Consider the following 20,080-nt stretch of genomic DNA (forward strand, 5'->3'; position numbering starts at 1 on the left):
AGAGTTGGTGTTTCTTACCCTTGAACCGGCTGCGCCGCCACAGAAGACCGAACCGGCCGCCAAAGTTATCCACAGGTCGGGGGAACCTTTCCACGCTTGGAACGTTGATCCACCGAGCAGACGTTCTAAAAAACCGGAAAGGTAAGAGCATGGCTTTGCAGGCGGATTATTCACCGGCATCCCGTCGGGGCAGCAAAATTACAGGCATCAAAGACACCAAACAGGACCAGAGCGGCGAAGGCGGCGCTGTGCGATTTGCCACTTTGGTTGTGGTCTCTACCGGTGTGATGTTCGGGATTATGCATCTGAATTCCTTCGCGCTCGACCACATGCAAGGTGCGCAGACGCTTATGTGGCTCGCCGTCTACATCGGCGGATCTGCGGCACTTGTCTCGCTCGGGTTGCTGGCTGGAATTTTCACCCATCCCAAAGCCAATATTGCGATCGTCGCAGGGTCGCTACTTGCTTTCGGGATCGGCGTAGGGATCGAACGTTTGCACCCGTCTGCCGACGTGCTTGCACAGGTTGACAGGGCCAGTGAGGAACGGCAGAAAGCCGAAACCACTGCTCATCGGATCAAGATCGAAAAGATCGAAAGCTATGTGACAGAGGCGAACTACAAAATGCGCCCGTCACGGGCAAAGGATACTTCGGTTCCGGGCTAAACGGCTATTTGTCGCGATCCATTTCCTCGATCAAGCGCGTTTCGAGCAACTGGCCACCCCGATAGAGGATCGGGTAAGCGACCGCTGAAATATGGCTGTTAAACTCTTTCAACGCCCGTGTTGTTTCCAGATGGATATCACTGGACTCAAAACTTTTTGCAGTCCCTTCACTTAAGCGGCGCAGATGCTTTTTGCGGCTGCTGCGCTCCATTCGGGTCATCTCTGCCTTTTCTTCCAGCAACAGCCTTGCACTGGCCAGATCATCGGACACCAGCACATTGGAGGCCAGTTTCAGGTTCGCCAGAACCCGTTCATGCATGCTCACCAGTTCGGCCTGTCCGGCGACTGAAAAGCTGATCCTGTCCTTGTTCTTTTCTTCTGCCAGCGGCAGCATCGACTTGACAATGATATCCCCGGCCGATTTCAGCGCGATTGCGTATTCCGTCAGCTCCCTTGCCTGTTTGTTCTCTTTTTTGCGCAACGTATCGCTCGGGATGGCAGCCACATAGAGACGGATACTGTCGAGCGCACTGTTCAGCGCTTCGTCTTCGTTTTTGATATAAGCGGCACGATCGCTGTCATAGGTACCGTATATATCCATCACCGGCAGCATCATTCCTTCGATAATCTGGGTCATCCTTAAGGCTTCGCGTTTAAGAGAGGCAAGCGCCAGACTGGGCGACACAGGCGTTTCGCCTTCCAGAACGCTGCGGTGAAGGACGGGTGTAACCTCTTCGGGGTCCAGCCTGTCCGGCAGCAGCCGCAACATCGGCGCTTCCATAAACCGGCAGAACGGCAGGACCAGCAGTTGCGCAAGGTTGAACGCAATGTGAACGTTCACCAGCGTTTGACCCGCCTTTCCGCTGCTCAGCACTGCAAGTATGGGAAGGTTATTCACAAGGATCACTGCGAGGATAGCCCAACTGCCCCGTATCACCAAATTGGCCAATGGCACGCGGCGGGACTGGAGCGACATGCCACGGCTAAGCCAGACAGGGATCACGGACGACCCCAGATTTGCGCCAAGCACGAGCGATACTCCGGCTTCAACCGGAACGGCGTTCAAGCTGACCAGCGTTACGCACATCAACACCACTGCAAGCGAAGAATGCATCACCAGCGCAAGCGTTGCACCAACGATGAATGCCGTCACATAATCCTGCGCCAGATAACCGGCAATGGCGGGTAGAAAGTTGCTGTCACGGATCGGGTCCATGGTTTCGCGCAAAAACCGCAGGGAAATCAGAATAAACGCAATGCCAAGAATGATCCGCCCCGCCTGCTTTGCGTTACGACTTCCCGAATGGATGAAAGTTGCTCCCCCGACTGCCAGCAACAAGGGCACGAGCCAATCCAGCGGAAAGGACAGTATCTGTATCAGCAGGGCTGATCCAAGATCCGCACCAAGGGTCATCGCCAGCCCCTGCCCGAAGCCGAGTGCAGCCGTCCCTGCAAAACCGGCCACCAGCAGGCCGACCGCCGCCGAACTTTGCAGGATGATCGCCATAACCAGCCCTGTTGCAGAAGCCCCTGTCACACTTGCATTGCGCGTAATGATACGCCGGAACGAAGCCCCGAAAGCACGCTCGATCCCGGTTCGCACCAGCCGCACCGCGTAAAGCAACAACATTGTCGCCCCTGCGAGGTGTATGATGAAGGAAAGAATAGTCACTTTGGCTGTAATGCTCCGGATCTGTTGCCTGACCACATATGACCTGACACCTTCCCCGCTGGCTTTCAATACATGTGGTACAAATATGATGGGGTTTTTAGGGTGTGTGTACCGGAAAAAGCCGCCCCGAACGGGGCGGCTTTTCAATGTCGTTAGTGAAGCCGTAGCGTCACACCAGCAGTACCAGCAGGATAACTATCCAAAGCGGTACGCCAATCAACCAGAGTAGTATCGCACCCATCTGTCTTCCTCCTATGTCCAGCGGCCAAAGCGCCCGAAAACGCGGCCTTCGTCACGGTGTTGCCCGCCCATTCCGGCGGCCCAATAGGCGCCAGCTGCGGCGATCAGCAGGGAGGCACCTGCAATGAATGCGGAAATGACAGAATAAATCCGTGCGGTTTCGGCGGCTTCTTTTGCTTCCGCCTCCGTCATGTCAGTGGCTGCTGCTGCCTGTTGTGCCGGCTGCTCCGCTGCTGCCTCCACGTTCACTGCATCATCCGCAACGTTTGCGATGGCGGTACTAACATCTGCTGTCGCCTTAACAGCAGTGTCCGCCGTAGAACCGAGCAGAAACGCGCCAAGCAATAAAGCCACGCCCCAAACGGCCAGTCCGTGGATACCATCTCTTACAGCGGCTTCATCATCGTTCACTGGATCAATCCGGCGGCGCATCCGTCCGGCGATATATCCCCCCACCATGAAGCTGGAGATCGTAGTCCACAACATCCAGGAGCCTACAGCAATCATGGATGCCATCGCCGAGCCGTCACCCTCGTACGGGGAGACCAGCGACAGACCAAGAGCGGCGCCAAATGTGGTGAACACAAATGCTATGCCTGATGCGACAACAGCGCCGGCGATGATGGACGACCAGTCCACATAGCTTCCGTCATGCTGATAGGCGACAGGCGCAGCGGCCAAACCTTGAGTTCGTTCAGTCATATGCTTTTCCCTTTAAAAGTTGAATTGGCGACCTCAACCGAGGCCGAGAAGTGAAAGAACCGCCAGTACAACGACGACCAGTCCGACAAGGTAAATAATTCCGTGCATGTTTATTCTCCGTTTAGTGGCTACGCCTGATACGGGCGCCAAGCGCTCGTGGAAAAATAACGCGCGGCTCACAAAAAAGTTCCCGGTGGTGATTTTAGGAATGAGGATAGGCTGGTCCGGCGGCGAAAAAACGCTGGGCTTGCGCATGAATCACGGGGTCGATCGGTGGATTCCTGCCAGCGGAGGCAGACACCGGAAATGGCGGGAACTCTCGGCCACTGTCGCTCGTTATGGAAGCATCAACACTCAACAAAGGAGGATTATCAAATGACGACTTCATCCAGCAGTCTGGTTTCTTCTGCCGATGTAAACGGTACTAATGTGTACGGTGCCGACGGAAGCAAGATCGGCCACATTGACCACCTTATGATTGATAAACTGTCAGGCAACGTGGCTTATGCCGTCATGGGCTTTGGCGGCTTTCTCGGGATGGGTGAGGATCACCATCCGGTGCCATGGGGCAAACTGACCTATGATCCGGCCAAAGACGGCTTTGTAACCGACCTGACCGAGTTTGAGGTCAAAGGCGCGCCGGAGCGCCACGACAGTTGGTATACCGACCGTGACTGGGAGCGCCGCACCCATGACCATTACGGCGTACCAACCTATTGGTTCTGATACGCTAACGACGACAGGCAAACGGCCCCGTAACGGGGCCGTTTTGTTGTTTTACCCTGTCCGGGATACCTCTCCACCTGCATACCGCGACAGGCGGTTCGCCAGAATGCCAACTGCGATATGCAGCAGGACCGTCAGACAGGCCAGCACGATCAGGCTGGCAAACATCAGATCAATCTTGGCGCGACCATTGGCCAGTAGCATCAAGTACCCCAATCCCTTGGACGCCCCGACCCACTCCCCGATGACAGCACCAATCGGTGCATAAACCGCCGCCAGCTTCAAACCGGTGCCAAGACTGGGCAGGGCATTCGGAATCTGAATCTGGCGCAAGAACTGAAGTTTTTTCGCGCCCATACTCTGTGCAAGATCACGATAGTTCTGATCAATTCGGGTCAATCCGTCATGAAACGCAGAGGTTACCGGAAAATAAATGATCAGAACCGCCATCACAATTTTTGACCCCATCCCGTAGCCGAACCAAAGCGTGAGCACGGGTGCCAGCGCGAACACCGGAACCGCTTGGGTAAACACAAGGATCGGCAACATGATACGCTCGGCTGTGCGGGACAGAGCAAGCTGGATTGCAGTTGCCACCCCGAGCAGGGACCCAAACAACAGACCGAGCGCCACTTCGCTGGCGGTGACAAGCGCGTTTTCGGCAATGATAACGCGACTGTGCCACATGGCCTGTGCCACCCGCAGCGGAGAAGGCAGAATAAAATGCGGCGCATCGGTTATGATCACCAACCCCTGCCACAGCGCAAGGCCGATTCCGATAGCAAGCACGATGTCAAACGGTCTCATACGGTAACTCCGCGCAAATGGTCGAGCAGACGGGTCTGACAGGACAGCGTTTCCGGATCACTCAGGCTTCGCAACGGAGGACTGGCCGGTACCGGCCAAGGGGCCGCACCTGCGGCAGACAAGACGATAATCTGATCTGCCAGCCGTGTTGCCTCTGCCGGATCATGTGTGACCAGAAGGACTGTCCGCCCCGCTAACACTTCTACCGCAAGCTCTTGCATATCTGCCCGCGTTCCTGCGTCCAGTGCCGAAAACGGTTCATCCAGAAACACCACAGGCTGATCTTCCATCAGGGTGCGCGCCAGTGCTGCCCGCTGCCGCATTCCGCCCGACAGGGCTGCCGGTTTCGCGCCTGCCCGATCGGCCAGTCCGACACGATCCAGCAAGACCTGCGCCCTTTCAAGATCCGGCGCAGTTCCACGTAGCCTCGCGCCGATGCAGATGTTTTCCAGAACGGTAAGCCAGGGCAGCAGCAAATCGGATTGCGCCATATACCCGATACGTCGGTCCAGCGGCACACCGTCACTGGCAGCGATACTGCCTTCAAACCGTCCACCGGTTTCCAACCCAAGGATCAGGCGCAGGATCGTCGACTTTCCCACACCCGAACGTCCCAGAAGGCAGGTCCACTCACCCGCAGGCAGCTCCAGTTCCGCTTTGAACAAAAGCTGCCCTTCCAGATAGTGTTGTCCGGACAGGAGTATCCCCGGTGGCAGTGTCATTGTGGCGTGAGCCCCATCTGCCAGAAACCGACCTCAAGTGCTGTGGCCTTGGTGAACCGTGCCTGAACGGATGCGCGGCGCGGTGATGTGGCGAGGTCACCAATACGGCGCGCCACAGCGTTATCAAGCATCTCGCCAACCGTGGTGCAAACGCCCTGATATTCGGGGTCTGCATAGGTCGCGATCCATTCGCTGTAGGGTGTATCCGCAGACTTCTCTGCCGCAAGACGCAGGCCGATTTCACCGTATCCCATAACGCAAGGGGAGAGTGCTGCGATAAGATCTACAAAATCCCCCTGCAGCCCCGCGTCCAGAACATAACGGGTATAGGCGAGGTTTCCATCTGCCTCTGCCGCATTGAACAGCGCGGATTCGTCGATCCCTGCCGCCGCGCAGGTTTTTACATGTAGCGACATCTCGTGATTGACGAGCGCATCCACCGTCTGCGCACAGACCCGCATCTCTTCCTGCGTTTCGGACTTCACGACCCCCAGAGACCACGCACGTGCAAAGTGCACAAGAAACACGTAATCCTGTACGAGATAGTGCAGAAAACACTCCCGTGGCAGGCTTCCGTCCTTCAACCCTTCGACAAATGCGTGGCGGGTGTAATCTGTCCAGGTCTGGCCTGCTCCTGTGCGGAGCAGTCCGAAGGTTTTACCGTAATCAGGCGCGCTCATTTCACTGTCACGTCGATTGCGATTGCAGAAACAGGATTTTCGGACGGGATCAGGTCGGCTTCTTTAAGGAAACGTTCAAAGGCTGCATAGCGGCCCGCATCCATGGCCGTAGGGCGCAAGGCAAAACGGGGCACGGTATCCACCCAGGCACGGGCGTTCAGCTCGTCCTGCAACTCTGCCGAAGTGGAGGCAAAGATCTCCCAGCTTTCACTCGGGTGGTTCACGATGTACTGAGTGGCTTTCTCGGTCGCGGCCAGAAAACGCGCGATCATATCCTTGTCCATCGTTTCCGTATTGGCCACGTAGATCAGCTCATCATAGGCGGGCAGACCCTGTTCCTCGACAAAGAAACACTTGCCTTTGACACCTTCGATGTCCATCTGGTTCAGCTCGAAGTTGCGATAGGCGCCGATCACTGCATCCACCTGCCCCGACATCAGCGAAGGCGACAGGGACCAGTTCACATTCACCAGTTCCACATCATCCAGCGACAATCCGTTGTGGCGCAGGATCGAACCAAGCACAGCTTCTTCCACGCCGCCCACAGAAAACCCGACCTTCTTGCCTGCCAGATCAGCCGGAGATTTGATCGGCCCGTCTTCCAGCGCCAGCAGACAGTTCAGCGGTGTCGCCACCAGCGTACCAACCCGTTGCAATGGCAGACCTTCATGGATTTGAAGGTGCAGTTGCGGCTGGTAGGAAATCGCCAGATCAGCCTTGCCCGCGGCAACCATTTTCGGCGGGTCGGATGGATCGGCAGGGGCGACAATTTCGACTTCTAGGTTCTGATCGGCAAAATAGCCTTTTTCCTGCGCAACGATCACCGGGCCGTGGTCGGGGTTTACGAACCAGTCCAGAAGCAGCGTCATTTTATCCTGTGCCAGCAGGGGTGAGGCTGTCAGGGACAGAACCGCAACAAGGGAAGTGAGTTTCATGGTATTACCTTTCGTTTTCCGGCGTATCGCCGAGAGCAATTAAAGAAATTTCGCCGTCCCAGTAGGACCGCAGGTGTGTCGCCGCATTCCAGGCCCGCAGGCCCGAGCGACAGGCAAAAACGGCCCGCTGGCCGGTTTGTGGTTCAGGATTTTCTGCCGCAAACTGCGCCACGGTGAGGCGCTGCGCGGTAGGGGTGACGGTTGCGGGAGCTTCGTCTTCTCCGCGTAGGTCCACGACAAAATCCGTCTGTGTAATTTGCTTTGCTGCGATAAAGCGCAGGTCTGCATCCGGTTCTGGTGCTGTGTCAAAGCGAAAACCGCCACTGTGAAACCGCTGCATGTCAAAGCTGATCACCTGCCCGAGCGGTGAAGGACTCTGCCCGATTATCACGCCGAGCGCCATCTGTGCCTGTGCAGCCCCGATTAGCCCGACAACAGGGCCCATCACACCCGCAGTGGCGCAGGTGGCGGCGCGGTCTGGCAAGTCGGGGAATACCGCGCGAAGCGAAGGCGCCGTGCCGCAGAAACCGCCCACATATCCCGCAAAGCCCAGCACAGAGGCGCTGACCAGCGGAACGTTAAGGCGCAGACAGGTGTCCGACAACGCGTAGCTGACAGCGAAACTATCGGCACAATCCAGCACCAGCGTGCTTTGCGCGACCAGATCATCCGCATTCTGCGGGTCTAGCACTTTGACAAGCGGCGTTATTGTGCAGTCTCCGTTCAAACCGCGCATTGTTTTTGCAGCGGCTTCGGCCTTGGGTCTGCCCGCATCTTCCTGCCGGAACAGGGTCTGGCGGTGCAGGTTCGACAGGGAAACCGTATCGCTGTCCACCAGCGTGATATGTCCCACTCCGGCCCCGACAAGGTATTGCAGAACCGGTGCGCCCAGCCCCCCTGCCCCGACCACCAGAACGCGGGCCGCACGGATGGCCGCCTGCCCTTTTGTGCCCACCTCGGGCAGGATCATCTGTCTTTCATACCGGTTCATCGGGTGGCCGCCAGCCATGCAGATACGCGGTCCTCGGGGCTGGCATTCAGGGTGATGTCTGTCACTGCCGCCACCACATCCGCGCCCGCGTCAAACGCACCTGTTGCGCGTTCGATGGACATGCCACCGATGGCAATCAGGGGAATTGTACCAATCCGGTCACGCCATTTCGACAGACGCTCCACCCCCTGTTCGTGCCATTTCATCTTTTTCAGAATGGTCGGGTAAATCGGGCCAAGCGCGATGTAATCCGGTTTCAGGTCCAAAGCGCGGTTCAATTCCGCCCTGTCATGGGTACTGACCCCGAGCCGCAATCCCGCCGCGCGGATCGCCGCAATATCTGCGGTGTCCAGATCCTCCTGTCCCAGATGCAGCCAGTCGCAGCCTTCTTCTATCGCGATCTGCCAGTAATCGTTGATGACCAGAGTACAATCATGGGCAGCACATACCGCTTTCGCATGGCGGATCTGATCGCGGATTTCGTCGGGGGTTTGATCCTTGATGCGCAGTTGCACCAGCTTGATACCAAGCGGGACCAGCCGTTCTAGCCAGTCTGCGCTGTCAAAGATGGGGTAAAAACGGTCGAGTTTCATGACAAAAACGCCTTTCCGATAACGGGGGTTGAGGGGGCGGCCATGTCGCGGGGTTCCATCGGGTCCGCAGCAGCAGCAAGCTGGCCTGCGCGGATCGCGGTGGCAAAGGCTTCGGCCATTCCAGCAGGGTCTCCCGCCTTCGCAACAGCTGTGTTTAGCAGCACCGCATCAAACCCGAGTTCCATCGCCTGTGCCGCCTGTGACGGCAGGCCCAGCCCTGCATCAATCACCAGTGGCACATCAGGGAAATGGGCGCGCATAGCCCGCAAACCGAACAGGTTGTTCAACCCCAGACCCGACCCGATCGGCGCACCCCATGGCATCAGAACCTCGCAGCCGGCGTGCAGCAACCGGTCCGCCACAACCAGATCTTCGGTGGTGTAGGGAAAGACCTGAAAGCCGTCTTCGGTCAGGATGCGCGCGGCTTCGACCAGACCGAAAACATCGGGTTGCAGGGTGTCTTCCTCGCCAATCACCTCAAGCTTGATCCACTTCGTATCAAACACTTCCCGCGCCATATGGGCGGTGGTGACAGCCTCTTTCACACTGTGGCATCCGGCGGTATTTGGCAGGATATGCACGTCCAGCGCGCGGATCATCTGCCAGAAGTCCTGCCCCGCCCGATCCTGTCCGCTTTCACGGCGCAGGGATACGGTAGCAACGCTGGCACCGCTGCGCCGGAAGGCATCTGCAAGGATCGCAGGCGACGGGTATTGCGCAGTGCCAAGCATGAAGCCGTTGGCAAGGGTCGTTCCGTAAAAATCGCGCATGTTCTAGCCCCCCTGCATCGGGGCGAGCACTTCAACGAGGTCACCATCGGACAGAGATTGCGTGGCACGCGCCGATGCTGGCACGAATTCACCGTTCACAGCCGTTGCGATTTTAGCGCCGGTGAACCCCTGTTCTTCCAGCAGCCCGTCCAGCATTTTCGCCTGCGTTTCGATCATTGCGCCGTTAAGTTGCAGTTTCATCCATCACCTCCGGTGTTGTGTTGTCAAAGATCCGCTCTGCCACCATCCGCGCCAGCGCTGGCGCCAGAAGGAAGCCGTGCCGGAACAGCCCGTTGGCGCGAATCAGGTTGCCGCTCTGGCGGATGCGGGGAAGGTTGTCGGCAAAGGCAGGGCGGCTATCGACGCCGATCTCCAGCACCTCGGCCTCGCCAAAAGCGGGGTTTAGGGCATAAGCCGCGCTGAGCAGTTCCAACAGGGCGCGGGCGGTTACATGCCGGCCTGCCTGCCCTTCGATCATCGTTGCGCCCAGCATGAAAACCCCGTCTCCACGCGGCACGATATAAAGCGGGATGCGCGGGTGCAGCAGACGGATCGGACGGGACAGGGACACATCGGGACAGGAGAGCACCAACATCTCTCCCTTAACGCCGCGCAGGTCTGGCAGATCGGCCCGGGCCTGAAACCCGCGACAGTCCACCGTCAATCCTTTGGCGGCGTAATCCGCAGGGTCGACATCGGCCTCAACGAACTCCGCACCATCCGCCAGAACGGACTGGCGCAACTGCTGCAAAGCTTCACGCGGGGCGAGGTGGGCCTCGGTCTCAAAGAACAGACCTTTGGAAAACCGTCCTCCCAGATCAGGTTCCAGTGCGTCGATCTCGGCCCCCGATACCTCACGATATCCGGTGGTGCGACGGGCAAAGCGGGTCAGCTCCGACCTGTCCCGCGCGGGCGACACAACCAATGAGCCGTGACGGTGGACCGCCTGCGTTTTTGCCTCCCACCAGTCAGCGGCTTCCTGTCCCAGACGCACGACGGGTTCTTCTGCACTTTCCCCCTCGCAATAGGGTGCCAGCATTCCGCCCGCCCACCATGAACAGGCCGCCGGACCAAGGTCGCACTGGCGGTCGATCAGGGTGACACGTGCGCCTCGATCCAGCAGGGTGCGGGCCACGCAAAGCCCTGCCACACCCGCGCCGATGACGGTAACGTCTTTCATGTCCAGTATCCGTGGAAGTGGTGGACCGGACCGTGCCCCGCCCCGATATAAAGCTGGTCCGCCGCTTTAATCGCCGCTTGCAAATAGCCGTGCGCCGCCGTCACCGCGTTGGACAGATCAGACCCTTTGGCGAGATGAGCCGCAATCGCTGCGGAATAGGTGCAGCCTGTGCCGTGGGTGTTGCGGGTGTGGATACGCGGCGCAGAGAGGGTTAGCGGTTCGCCGTCCTGCCCGATCAGCACATCCGTGCAGGTTTCGCCGCTGGAATGTCCGCCCTTCATCAGAACCGCCTTCGGTCCGAGATCCATCAGCGCCTCTGCCTGCGCAGCCATAGCTTCGGGCGTCTCTGCTTCTGCCACATCCAGCAGCCTTGCCGCTTCGGGCAGGTTCGGGGTCAACACTGTCGCGAGAGGCAGGATTTTCTCGCGCATCGCATTGATCGCCGCGTCTTGCAGCAGCGCATCGCCGGATTTTGCAATCATCACAGGATCAACAACAATCGGCCCCTTAAAACCGGCAAGCTGATCTGCCACCGCATCAATAATGCGCGGAGAGAACAACATGCCAAGCTTGATCGCGTTTACCGGAATATCTGCCAGAACCGTTTCGATCTGCGCGGCGACCACATCAGCGGGCACCTCATGCACCGCTGTCACTGCTTGCGTGTTCTGCGCGGTGATCGCGGTGATCACGCTGGCCCCGTAAGCACCATTTGCGGAAAACGCTTTCAGGTCGGCCTGAATACCAGCCCCGCCGCCACTGTCGGACCCTGCAATAGTAAGTGCTATCGGTGTTTTGCCGGTCACTGGTCTGTCTCCATCGTTTAACGGGATGACCAGCGAAAGAAAGGACTGCGGGCGATGTTCGCCTGTGCAGTGTACCCGTTCCCTACGCCGGTATGACCCGGATCAGGTTCGACGGGTCGGTGCGAACACCTCTCAGCCCGATGTGGGCTCCCCGACGGATAAAATTGTCTGCGCCAATGGTTAGGACAGTTCGCACTGCCTTGCAATGGGCAATTCGGACCGTTTTGCCGATCCGTCAATCTGGCGTGTCAGACGGTCAGTCCGCCGTCCACTTTCAGGGACTCCCCTGTAATATAAGAACTGTCATCGGACCCTAGAAACAAGGCCGCTTTGGCGATATCCCACGCGCTGCCCTGACGGCCCATGGGAACCATCGCGGAGCGGCGGCGGGACAGTTCTTGGGGATCGGTTTCGGAATCTACAAAGGCTGTTACATGGGGCGTGTCGATCACACCGGGCAGAATCACATTGGACCGGATCTGATAGCTGGCGTTTTCGTGGGCCACAGATCGGGCAAAGCGGACCAGCGCCATTTTGGAAACTTCATAAGACACATAGCTGTAAGGCGCGGAGTACACCGCCGCCAGCGAGGAAACATAAACCAGCGATCCGCCGCCCTGATCGCGCATCAATGGCAGCACCGCACGGGTCATCCGCAGCGCCCCTGTCAGGTTGATGTCAAACACACGGTCCCAGTCTGCATCCGTGGTTTCAAGCACGCCACCCTGCTGGCTGATCCCCACATTATAGTCGAGCACATCAATCCCGCCCCAGAGTTCAACAGCCCGCGCAGCGACCTGCTCTCCGGACGCTGCGTCCGTCACATCCGCGACAGAGGTTTCAGCGATGCCACCCTCGGCGCGGATCAGATCGGCGGTTTCCTCGGCAGCCTCTGCGACGCGGTCCACACACAGCACTTTCGCGCCTTCCCGAGCAAATAACACGGCGGTCGCTTTTCCGTTGCCCCAGCCCGCGCCGGACGATCCTGCGCCGATGATGGCGACCCTTTTTCCCGATAAGCGGCTCAATTTCCTAACACCTTGCCTGGCAGCCACATGGCCAGATCCGGTTGCCAGATCAGGATGAACAGCACCGCAACCTGCAACAGAACGAAGGGGATAATACCGCGATAGATGTCGCGCATTTCCACAAGGTTCCCAGCCGCACCTTTCATGTAAAACAAGGCGAACCCGAAGGGCGGCGTCAGGAAGGAGGTTTGCAGGTTCACTGCCACCAGAATGGTAAACCAGTAGACCAGATCCTTTTTGTCAATGTGATCCCCGAGATCCATCAGATCCACAATCGGGGCAAAAATCGGCAGTAGGATCAGGGTGATTTCTATCCAGTCAAAGAAAAAGCCGAGCACAAAAACCATGATCATCATCATGAACAACAGCGCCCAATCCCCGAGGTTCAGGCTGCGGGCGAGTTCAACGATCAGATCATCCCCGCCCACTTTACGAAAGATGTAGGAAAATGCGGTGGCGGTAGCAAAGATGAAGAATAACAAGGCGATGGTGCGCAGCGAACTATCGGTCGCCTCGCCCAGAACGGTCCAGTTGATCCGACCCCGGATCAACCCCAGAAACAGCGCCGCAAATGCCCCCACACCGGAGGCTTCGGTCGGACTGGCAAACCCACCGATGATAGAGCCGAGCACGGCCACAATAAGGATCAGCGGAAAGGACACAGAGACAATAGCCTCGCGCCAGAGACCGGATTTCTCCTCAATCGTAAGGCCGCGGGGCACAGGTGTTTCACTGGGGCGCAGGATAGAGCGGGTCACAAGATAGACCAGATAGACCGCCGCCAGAAACAAGCCGGGCAGAAAGGCTGCAACAAACACTTTGGCAAGGTTCAGGGACAGCAGGTCCGACATGAACACCAGCATGACAGAGGGCGGGATGAGAATGCCAAGTGTCCCTGCGCTTGCCACTGTGCCGGTGGCCAGCGGCGCGGAATATCCCGCCCGCATCATGGTCGGCAGGGCCATCACTGTCAGCATCACAACCGATGCTCCGATGATCCCTGTCGCTGCGGCCAGAATTGTCCCCATCAGGACCACCGCCAGCGCCAGCCCGCCCGGCACCCGCACCAGAAGTTTTTGCAGCGTCAGCAGCAGGTCTTCGGCGATGCGGGTTTTCTCCATCACAACACCCATGAAGATGAACATAGGCGCGGCCACCAGCACTGCGTTGTCGATCACCCCGCCGTATATCCGTGTCGGCACAAGGGACAGATGAACGAACCGCATCTCGCCCAAGGCAAGGGCAATAATGGCGAAGATCAGCGTCACTGCTGCCAGCACGATGGGCACCGGCAGGGCTGTGAACAACCCTGCGATCAGGCTTAGGAACATAATCGCGGGCAGGAATTCAGTCAGCGTTTCCATAGGCCTCTTTCAAGGAATGTCTGTGAAATCAGATCGGGGCGTTTCAGCGTGGCCAGAATGCGCAGGGCAACTGCGCTACAGCCCGCCACGGTCAGCAGGGCCGAAACGGGCACTGCGGATTTGATGATCCAGCGATGGGGCAAGCCGCGCCCGCCGTTGGCACCTTCACCCCGCTCGAACGCGCGGGCGGCAAATTCGTAGCCGTGCCATGCGATGAACAGGAAGAAGGGAATAACCAGCAGTACAACCACCCAGAATTCCAGCCAAAGCCGGAAGCGCGGGGTCATCTTTCCGGCAATAACGTCAATGCGCACATGGGCGTCACGGGTATAGGCATAGCCAAAGGCAAACACAGCGATCACGCCGTGCAGGTGCCATTCCAGTTCCTGCAGCATGGTTGATCCGGTTGAGAAGAACTTGCGCCCGATCACGTCATACATGATCACCCCGACAAGTACGAACAGCAGTACTGCGGCCAGCCTTGCAGCCCAGTCACATACGGTCGTCAGCGCCGAAGCGATTTTCAGACTGGTGTGCATGTTCCCCCCTTTGATAAATCCGGTCCGGCAGCTCCCCCCGCCGGACCGGTCTCGTTTAAACGGCTTACTTCAGGTAGCCGATGTTTTTCCATTCCGAATAGTTTTCGCGGAACGTTTGGATGCTTTCCCAAGTGGTTTTGAAATCTTCATCCGCTGCGGATTTTTCGGCGGCCACTTCAGTCCAGGCCGTCTCGTAAGCGCTCAGAATTTCCTGAGGCCATTCATGAACGATCACACCGTTTTCAGCCTGCATTTTCGCCAGAGGCTCCAGTTGCACCGCTTCGCCTTCAGCCATCGTTTTCAGGACTTGCGCTTCGCAGGCGGTTTCGATGATGGCGCGTTCCTGATCGCTCAGGTCGTTCCAAGTATCCAGATTGATAATCACGCTCAGGAAGCTGGTTTGCTGATGCCAGCCCGGGAAATAATAATGTTTGGCGTGGTCGTACATGCCAACCATATTATCAAGGAAAGGGAAGCCGAGTTCCGCACTGTCAATCGCGCCGGTGTTCAGTGCAGACATCGTGTCGGCCAGCCCCATGGACTGAGCCTCTACGCCAAGCTTGCCCATCACAGACGCACCCAGACCGAAGAACCGCATCTTCTTGCCCTTCAAATCGTCCAGCGTTTTGATTTCATCGCGGAACCAGCCAGAAGCTTCGGGCACCAGCGTGGAGCAATGCAACGTCTTGATGTTGTATTTCGCTTCAGTGATCTCGGCCCAAGTTTCCTGACCGCCGCCATAGTACCACCATGCTGCATATTCCTTGATGTCAGGACCAAACGGAAATGTCGTGAACAGGGGCGCAGAGGGCACCACGCCTTCGGCAAAACCGATTGAATACCATGAACTTTCCACAGCACCCGTTGAAACGGAATCCCAAACCTCGCCGGTAGAGACGATCTCACCCGGTGCCTTTACGTCGAACTTGATACCACCGGCAGTAAGCGTATCGACCCGTTTGGAAATATCCCAAGCCGGCTTTCCCAACAGTGGCAGGGATTCCGGAAAAATCGATTGCATTTCGATATCCTTTGCCCCTGCCGTTCCGGCCAGAAGTGCGGCAGCACAGGCTGCCATTGTAAAGTTGCGTTTCATATTGATCTCCTCCCAATCAAATAAAGTTTGTAAATCTGTCGTGTATCAGGCCACACGGTCGCCTTTCTTCACTTGCACCGTCCGGTTATCCACTGCGGGCAGCATCTTTGCCGGATCGCGCGTGACCATCACGTCAATAACGCTCGGTCGGTCTTTTTCCGCAAAAGCCGCCTTCAGCGCATCCGCGATCTCTGCCGGGTCCTCCACCCGAATGCCGTGACAGCCCATCGCATCTGCCAGTTTTGCATAGTTCGTTTCCGCCAGATCGGAGCTTTGGTAATTCCCTTCCCCGTACATCAAATGTTGCAGCGCCTTCACGTATCCGGACGCAGCGTTGTTTACGACGATCACCGTAACGCCCAGTTTCATCCGCCGCGCTGTCTCAAGCTCTCCGAGTACCATGTTAAAGCCGCCATCGCCGGTCAACCCCACAACCACAGCATCGCGGTTGGCAAGCTGGGCGCCCATTGCGCCGGGCAACCCGTACCCGATAGAGGCAAAGCCGCGATCCGGCACAAAGGTGCGCCGCGCTTTTTTGGAGTTGAACAGCAAGCCGCCCCAGTGCGCCGCAAAACCGCCATCTGCAATCAGGTGGCCGTCTTCGGGCAGGTGGGTGTTCAGCTCGGTGATCAGACGCGCCATGTTGATCGGGGTTTCTTCGGAATACAGCCGCTCTGCCGCGACTTCATCATGCCAGACCTGCATTTTGGCCGGAATTTCCGCCAGATAATCCACCCGCGCCTTGCGCTGGTCCGTGGCCCGATCCGCAAGAGCATCACACAGATCGTTCAACCCCTCCCGCGCATCCCCCCAAAGCTTGACCGTCGGTTGATAGGTGCGGCCCATTTCCTCGGCCACATTGTCCAGATGGATCACCGTCTGGCCTGCTGTGGGAATGGTAAACCGCTTGGTCGCGATTTCGCCCAGCTTGCAGCCTGCCACGATGATGCAATCCGAAGCGGCGATCAGATCGTTTGCGATCCGGTCATAGCGTCCGAACAGTCCGGCGGATAAATCAGAGGTGCAGGCAATCGCGCCTTTACCGCTCATGGTGTGGGCGACGGGGATGGCGTTTTCCTCGGCAAAGCGGGTGACGGCCCCGGTTGCCTGAGAAATATGGATGCCCCCGCCGCACAACAGGATAGGGCGTTTGGCAGCGGCGATTAGGCCTGCTGCTTTAGCCAGCGGTTCAGCCGCAGGGCGACAGCGGATGGCAGGGGCGGATTCATGGGCGGGGTCAACTGCAAAGTCCGACTCCTCGAACCCGTAAAGCCCGTGGGCGATGTCTTCGGGCACATCCACAATCACCGGACCCGGACGCCCCGAGGTGGCAACCTCAAAGGCGCGGCGCATGATTTCGGGGATGCGCTGGATCGCCTCGACCCGCAACAGTTCCTTACAGGCAGGGCGCAGGATGGACACCTGATCGGTTTCCTGCGTCATGTTCTTGCCAGCGTGATCCCGCTGTGCATCGCCAATGATCGCAACCATCGGGCTGCCCGCGTTCAGTGCCTCTACCAGTCCGGTGACAAGGTTTGTCGCCCCCGGCCCCAGTGTAGCATCCACCAGACCGACGCGCCCCGAAACCTTGGCATAGGCATCTGCGGCAAACACCGCACAGCGTTCGTCGTTGATCAGATTGTGGTCCAGCCCAAGACGCCGCGCTGCATCGTAAAACGGCAGCAACTGGAATCCACCCATGCCAAACATCGGTCCTGCGTTATGAGCCAGCAGCATCCGGACGAGCGCCTCGCCCCCTGTCATTTCATTGGTATTACTCATGCGGGTTCATTCTCCATCATGTCTTGCGCGGCTTTTGCAATCATCGGTGCAGTGACCCGCATTTGATCTTCAAGGTTTGGTGCATAGGCGATCAGCCCGCGCGGGCTGCCCAGACGTTTGGGCAGGGTTTTCATCGGGATATTCTGGGCCACGGTCGCCACCACTTCGGCCCCGAAGCCAGCGACAGAAACCGCTTCATGTGCCACCAGCAGACGACCCGTCTTGCGCACGCTGTCAAACACCGCCGCCTTGTCCCAAGGCCAGAGGCTGCGCAGGTCGATCACCTCGGCCTCTACTCCCTGACGGGCCAGCGTATCGGCTGCCTCGACACACAGGTTCGCGGTGTGGGACCATGAAACGAGCGTCACATGTTGGCCGGAACGGCGCAGGGCTGCCTTGCCGAACTCCACAGCCTTTGTGGTATCCACCTCGCCTTCGTGCGCCCAGATATTCTTGTGTTCCAGATAGACCACCGGATCATCACAGGCGATGGCGGCTTTCATCATGGAATAATTGTCCTGCGGTGTCGCCGGACAGCAAACAACCAGCCCCGGAATATGGGCATACCAGCTTTCAAGCGATTGGGAATGTTGCGCCGCAGAGGACCGCCACATCCCCATAGGCTTGCGGATCACCATGGGCGCACGGCTTTGACCGCCGAACATGAACCGCGCCTTGGCGATCTGGTTCACCAGCTCGTCCGTAGCACAGAGCGCGAAATCGGCAAAGCGCATTTCCACGATCGGGCGGGTGCCCGCCATTGCCGCACCAAAAGCCGCACCCATAATCGCCGCCTCGGAGATTGGCGCATCGGATATCCGCTGCGGCCCGAATTCTTCCACCAGTCCGGTGTATTGTTTGAACACACCGCCACGGCCCAGATCCTCGCCCACGCACCAGACAGTTGGATCGTCCCGCATCGCTTCGGCCACGGCCAATTTCGCGGCATCGGCATAACTCATCACAGCCATCAGAACGCCTCCTGCAGGGGGGAACCGATGTCCTGCACATCGGCAAAGGCTGTTTCATCCGCAGGCCAAGGCGCATCCCGCGCTGCATCAAGGGCGCGATCCATTTCCGCTCGGGCTTCCTGTGCCAGCCCGTCCAATTCGTCCGTTGAAACGCCCGTTTCACTAAGCGTTTCGCGTAGGCGGGCAATCGGACAGGTGGTGGCTTTCATCCGCTCTGCCTCTCCTTCGGGTCGGTAAGTGGCGGGGTCGAAATAGGTATGGCCGCTGATCCGGTAGGTCTTGGCCATAAGAAATTCCGGCGTTCCGGTTTCGCGGATACGCGCTGTGATCTCTGCTGCTGTTGCGGCCAGCGCGGTCACGTCATTACCATCCGCTTCGGTGGTGCGCAGGCCAAGCGCACGGGCGCGGTCTGCAATGTTGCCAGAGGTCATATCACTGGTCAGAGTGGATGCGGAGTACTGGTTATCCTCACAGACAAACAGGATCGGCAGTTGGAACACCCCCGCCCAGTTCACGCCTTCCAGAAACGGCCCCCGATTAGAGGCCCCGTCCCCGAAGAAGCAGACCACGATCTGATCCCCGCCAAGCAGTTTGATCCCGTGGGCCGCCCCCGCCGCGATGGTGATATTGGCGCCGACCACACCGTTTGCGCCCAGCATCCGCACCCCGAAATCCGCGATATGCATGGAACCGCCCTTGCCGCCACAACAGCCGCCTTCACGGCCCAGCAGTTCCTTCATCATCGCATCTGCCTGCGCACCTTTGGCCAGCGTATGGCCGTGGCCGCGGTGGGTGGACAGGATGTAATCGTCGCGCCGCAGGTTTTCGATAATCCCTGTCGCCACCGCCTCTTGTCCGATGGACAGATGGATCGCCCCAAGTACCAGTTCCTCGTCTATTGCAGCGCGGCGGGCGGTTTCCTCAAAGGCGCGTATGCGCTCCATCATGTGCAGACGCCGCAGCCCTGCGTCCTGATCGAAATTTGACAGGTTCAAAATAACCCCTCCTGATCCAATATCGTAAATTTATCGGACAACACCTCTACCTCGCGGCGCAGCAACGGGATCAATTCCCCCTCAATACGCGCCGTGCTCATCCGTTCGTTAATTGCGCCGATGCCAAATGCCGCACAAATCCGCCCGCTTTTGGTAACAATCGGCAGGCCGACCGCGCTCATGCCCGGGACCGGAATGGACGGGTTCAGCGCATAGCCTCTGGTGTGGAAATCTTCAGCAAGCTGTTCGGCTTTTTCAGGTGTGTAATTGTACTCTGCCATCCAGGCCACATTGGCCCGAGCTGCTGCGCGGCGTTTGGGTTTGTCTGTCACCGCATAAAGCGCCTGACCCGATGCACCGACCCCGAGGGGAACGCGGCTGCCTGCGTCCAGTGTCAGGACGCGGATCGGAAATGCACCCAACTCGCGGCATACACAGATGGAGGCGGCACCTTCAGGGGCGGACAAGAACACCGTGTCCTCACAGGCATCGGCAATGCGGCGCATGCTGCGTTTGGCCAGTGCCGCCAGATCGGACCGGTTTGCCATCCGCGCCAGTGACGCCAGCGCATGGCCAAGGTGATATTTCCGCGTGTCGGGATCCTGATAGACGTAGTTGACCGCCTGAAGCGATGCGAGCACGCGGTGCGTGGTGGTTTTAGTGAATTCGGTCTGCGCCATAATTTCGGTCAGGCTCGCCCCGAGTGGCTGGGACGCCAAAGCACCAAGCACATTTCGTGCACGCGCAATCGAGCCTACCGGCGCTTCCGTTGTCACTTTAAATCCTCCCTCATTCCTTTTATCGGAACGTTTATTT

The 20,080-nt window shown here is 58.3% G+C and carries 22 protein-coding genes and 1 riboswitch; of the genes, 2 read left to right on the forward strand and 20 right to left on the reverse strand.

From position 1 onward, the window contains the following. The first annotated feature begins 149 nt into the window (after window positions 1-149). Window positions 150-665 carry a hypothetical protein gene (locus C0U40_RS11155; protein ID WP_101655869.1) on the forward strand — a complete coding sequence of 172 codons (516 nt, stop codon included), beginning with the start codon at window positions 150-152 and terminating at the stop codon, window positions 663-665. 4 nt (window positions 666-669) lie between these two features. Here the strand turns inward: C0U40_RS11155 and C0U40_RS11160 are convergent, their stop codons facing one another. Both C0U40_RS11160 and C0U40_RS11165 read right to left on the reverse strand, forming a co-directional pair. Next, the gene (locus C0U40_RS11160; protein WP_286134920.1) at window positions 670-2,295 is read right to left on the reverse strand and encodes a Na/Pi cotransporter family protein; all 1,626 of its coding nucleotides are present in this window, start codon (window positions 2,293-2,295) and stop codon (window positions 670-672) included. A gap of 294 nt (window positions 2,296-2,589) precedes the next feature. Next, window positions 2,590-3,279, reverse strand: a complete 690-nt coding sequence (locus C0U40_RS11165) for a hypothetical protein (protein WP_101655870.1) — start codon at window positions 3,277-3,279, stop codon at window positions 2,590-2,592. 375 nt (window positions 3,280-3,654) lie between these two features. On the opposite strand from C0U40_RS11165, the gene C0U40_RS11175 reads away from it, so the two are divergent. Further along, a complete protein-coding gene (locus C0U40_RS11175) occupies window positions 3,655-4,005 on the forward strand; it encodes a PRC-barrel domain-containing protein (RefSeq protein ID WP_101655872.1) in 351 nt (116 codons plus the stop codon). Window positions 4,006-4,056: 51 nt separating this feature from the next. On the opposite strand, the gene C0U40_RS11180 is transcribed toward C0U40_RS11175, so the two are convergent. The 18 genes from C0U40_RS11180 to C0U40_RS11265 form a co-directional block, all read right to left on the reverse strand. Continuing rightward, a complete protein-coding gene (locus C0U40_RS11180; protein WP_101655873.1) occupies window positions 4,057-4,812 on the reverse strand; it encodes an ABC transporter permease in 756 nt (251 codons plus the stop codon). Beyond that, window positions 4,809-5,534, reverse strand: coding sequence for an ABC transporter ATP-binding protein (locus C0U40_RS11185; protein WP_101655874.1), 726 nt, complete (start codon window positions 5,532-5,534; stop codon window positions 4,809-4,811). The genes C0U40_RS11180 and C0U40_RS11185 overlap by 4 nt, the downstream gene beginning before the upstream one ends. Then, window positions 5,531-6,214 (reverse strand): thiaminase II, encoded by a 684-nt coding sequence (gene tenA / locus C0U40_RS11190; RefSeq protein ID WP_101655875.1) that lies wholly within the window; start codon window positions 6,212-6,214, stop codon window positions 5,531-5,533. The genes C0U40_RS11185 and tenA overlap by 4 nt, the downstream gene beginning before the upstream one ends. Then, complete coding sequence (locus C0U40_RS11195) at window positions 6,211-7,149, reverse strand: ABC transporter substrate-binding protein (protein WP_101655876.1); 939 nt, start codon at window positions 7,147-7,149, stop codon at window positions 6,211-6,213. The genes tenA and C0U40_RS11195 overlap by 4 nt, the downstream gene beginning before the upstream one ends. Window positions 7,150-7,153: 4 nt before the next feature. Then, on the reverse strand, window positions 7,154-8,158 hold the full coding sequence (locus C0U40_RS11200) for a HesA/MoeB/ThiF family protein (protein WP_101655877.1): 1,005 nt from the start codon (window positions 8,156-8,158) through the stop codon (window positions 7,154-7,156). Beyond that, window positions 8,137-8,733, reverse strand: a complete 597-nt coding sequence (locus C0U40_RS11205) for a thiamine phosphate synthase (protein ID WP_101655878.1) — start codon at window positions 8,731-8,733, stop codon at window positions 8,137-8,139. The genes C0U40_RS11200 and C0U40_RS11205 overlap by 22 nt, the downstream gene beginning before the upstream one ends. Next, window positions 8,730-9,503: a thiazole synthase gene (locus C0U40_RS11210; RefSeq protein WP_101655879.1), complete on the reverse strand. Its 774-nt coding sequence runs from the start codon at window positions 9,501-9,503 to the stop codon at window positions 8,730-8,732. The genes C0U40_RS11205 and C0U40_RS11210 overlap by 4 nt, the downstream gene beginning before the upstream one ends. Window positions 9,504-9,506: 3 nt before the next feature. Next, window positions 9,507-9,704 (reverse strand): sulfur carrier protein ThiS, encoded by a 198-nt coding sequence (gene thiS / locus C0U40_RS11215; protein ID WP_101655880.1) that lies wholly within the window; start codon window positions 9,702-9,704, stop codon window positions 9,507-9,509. Beyond that, window positions 9,688-10,683, reverse strand: coding sequence for an FAD-dependent oxidoreductase (locus C0U40_RS11220; protein ID WP_101655881.1), 996 nt, complete (start codon window positions 10,681-10,683; stop codon window positions 9,688-9,690). The genes thiS and C0U40_RS11220 overlap by 17 nt, the downstream gene beginning before the upstream one ends. Then, window positions 10,680-11,489: a bifunctional hydroxymethylpyrimidine kinase/phosphomethylpyrimidine kinase gene (gene thiD, locus C0U40_RS11225; RefSeq protein ID WP_101655882.1), complete on the reverse strand. Its 810-nt coding sequence runs from the start codon at window positions 11,487-11,489 to the stop codon at window positions 10,680-10,682. Before thiD ends, C0U40_RS11220 begins: the two co-directional genes overlap by 4 nt. A gap of 62 nt (window positions 11,490-11,551) precedes the next feature. Beyond that, a riboswitch (TPP riboswitch) is annotated at window positions 11,552-11,653 on the reverse strand. 84 nt (window positions 11,654-11,737) lie between these two features. After that, a complete protein-coding gene (locus tag C0U40_RS11230; protein WP_101655883.1) occupies window positions 11,738-12,517 on the reverse strand; it encodes an SDR family NAD(P)-dependent oxidoreductase in 780 nt (259 codons plus the stop codon). Then, the gene (locus C0U40_RS11235) at window positions 12,514-13,881 is read right to left on the reverse strand and encodes a TRAP transporter large permease (RefSeq protein WP_101655884.1); all 1,368 of its coding nucleotides are present in this window, start codon (window positions 13,879-13,881) and stop codon (window positions 12,514-12,516) included. Before C0U40_RS11235 ends, C0U40_RS11230 begins: the two co-directional genes overlap by 4 nt. After that, window positions 13,869-14,420 (reverse strand): TRAP transporter small permease subunit, encoded by a 552-nt coding sequence (locus tag C0U40_RS11240; protein ID WP_101655885.1) that lies wholly within the window; start codon window positions 14,418-14,420, stop codon window positions 13,869-13,871. Before C0U40_RS11240 ends, C0U40_RS11235 begins: the two co-directional genes overlap by 13 nt. A 64-nt stretch (window positions 14,421-14,484) precedes the next feature. Next, a complete protein-coding gene (locus C0U40_RS11245) occupies window positions 14,485-15,516 on the reverse strand; it encodes a TRAP transporter substrate-binding protein (protein ID WP_286134922.1) in 1,032 nt (343 codons plus the stop codon). A 45-nt stretch (window positions 15,517-15,561) separates the two neighbouring features. Next, a complete protein-coding gene (locus C0U40_RS11250) occupies window positions 15,562-17,298 on the reverse strand; it encodes a thiamine pyrophosphate-binding protein (RefSeq protein WP_101655886.1) in 1,737 nt (578 codons plus the stop codon). Beyond that, window positions 17,295-18,269 (reverse strand): alpha-ketoacid dehydrogenase subunit beta, encoded by a 975-nt coding sequence (locus C0U40_RS11255; protein WP_101655887.1) that lies wholly within the window; start codon window positions 18,267-18,269, stop codon window positions 17,295-17,297. The genes C0U40_RS11250 and C0U40_RS11255 overlap by 4 nt, the downstream gene beginning before the upstream one ends. Beyond that, a complete protein-coding gene (locus C0U40_RS11260; protein WP_219619784.1) occupies window positions 18,269-19,264 on the reverse strand; it encodes a thiamine pyrophosphate-dependent dehydrogenase E1 component subunit alpha in 996 nt (331 codons plus the stop codon). The genes C0U40_RS11255 and C0U40_RS11260 overlap by 1 nt, the downstream gene beginning before the upstream one ends. Continuing rightward, window positions 19,261-20,040 carry an IclR family transcriptional regulator gene (locus C0U40_RS11265; protein WP_101655888.1) on the reverse strand — a complete coding sequence of 260 codons (780 nt, stop codon included), beginning with the start codon at window positions 20,038-20,040 and terminating at the stop codon, window positions 19,261-19,263. The genes C0U40_RS11260 and C0U40_RS11265 overlap by 4 nt, the downstream gene beginning before the upstream one ends. Window positions 20,041-20,080: the final 40 nt, after the last annotated feature.

The sequence above is a fragment of the Neptunicoccus cionae genome (assembly GCF_002860325.1).
Taxonomy (GTDB): domain Bacteria; phylum Pseudomonadota; class Alphaproteobacteria; order Rhodobacterales; family Rhodobacteraceae; genus Amylibacter; species Amylibacter lutimaris.

Bases quoted from the DNA above. Each gene is read 5' to 3' on its own strand.
- C0U40_RS11255 (WP_101655887.1), bottom strand. From the start codon at position 18,269: ATGGCTGTGATGAGTTATGCCGATGCCGCGAAATTGGCCGTGGCCGAA.
- C0U40_RS11165 (WP_101655870.1), bottom strand. From the start codon at position 3,279: ATGACTGAACGAACTCAAGGTTTGGCCGCTGCGCCTGTCGCCTATCAG.
- C0U40_RS11210 (WP_101655879.1), bottom strand. From the start codon at position 9,503: ATGCGCGATTTTTACGGAACGACCCTTGCCAACGGCTTCATGCTTGGC.
- C0U40_RS11195 (WP_101655876.1), bottom strand. From the start codon at position 7,149: ATGAAACTCACTTCCCTTGTTGCGGTTCTGTCCCTGACAGCCTCACCC.
- C0U40_RS11155 (WP_101655869.1), top strand. From the start codon at position 150: ATGGCTTTGCAGGCGGATTATTCACCGGCATCCCGTCGGGGCAGCAAA.
- tenA (WP_101655875.1), bottom strand. From the start codon at position 6,214: ATGAGCGCGCCTGATTACGGTAAAACCTTCGGACTGCTCCGCACAGGA.
- C0U40_RS11240 (WP_101655885.1), bottom strand. From the start codon at position 14,420: ATGCACACCAGTCTGAAAATCGCTTCGGCGCTGACGACCGTATGTGAC.
- C0U40_RS11200 (WP_101655877.1), bottom strand. From the start codon at position 8,158: ATGGCTGGCGGCCACCCGATGAACCGGTATGAAAGACAGATGATCCTG.
- C0U40_RS11250 (WP_101655886.1), bottom strand. From the start codon at position 17,298: ATGAGTAATACCAATGAAATGACAGGGGGCGAGGCGCTCGTCCGGATG.
- C0U40_RS11175 (WP_101655872.1), top strand. From the start codon at position 3,655: ATGACGACTTCATCCAGCAGTCTGGTTTCTTCTGCCGATGTAAACGGT.
- thiS (WP_101655880.1), bottom strand. From the start codon at position 9,704: ATGAAACTGCAACTTAACGGCGCAATGATCGAAACGCAGGCGAAAATG.
- C0U40_RS11235 (WP_101655884.1), bottom strand. From the start codon at position 13,881: ATGGAAACGCTGACTGAATTCCTGCCCGCGATTATGTTCCTAAGCCTG.
- C0U40_RS11205 (WP_101655878.1), bottom strand. From the start codon at position 8,733: ATGAAACTCGACCGTTTTTACCCCATCTTTGACAGCGCAGACTGGCTA.
- C0U40_RS11160 (WP_286134920.1), bottom strand. From the start codon at position 2,295: ATGTTGTTGCTTTACGCGGTGCGGCTGGTGCGAACCGGGATCGAGCGT.
- C0U40_RS11185 (WP_101655874.1), bottom strand. From the start codon at position 5,534: ATGACACTGCCACCGGGGATACTCCTGTCCGGACAACACTATCTGGAA.
- C0U40_RS11180 (WP_101655873.1), bottom strand. From the start codon at position 4,812: ATGAGACCGTTTGACATCGTGCTTGCTATCGGAATCGGCCTTGCGCTG.
- C0U40_RS11220 (WP_101655881.1), bottom strand. From the start codon at position 10,683: ATGAAAGACGTTACCGTCATCGGCGCGGGTGTGGCAGGGCTTTGCGTG.
- C0U40_RS11245 (WP_286134922.1), bottom strand. From the start codon at position 15,516: ATGAAACGCAACTTTACAATGGCAGCCTGTGCTGCCGCACTTCTGGCC.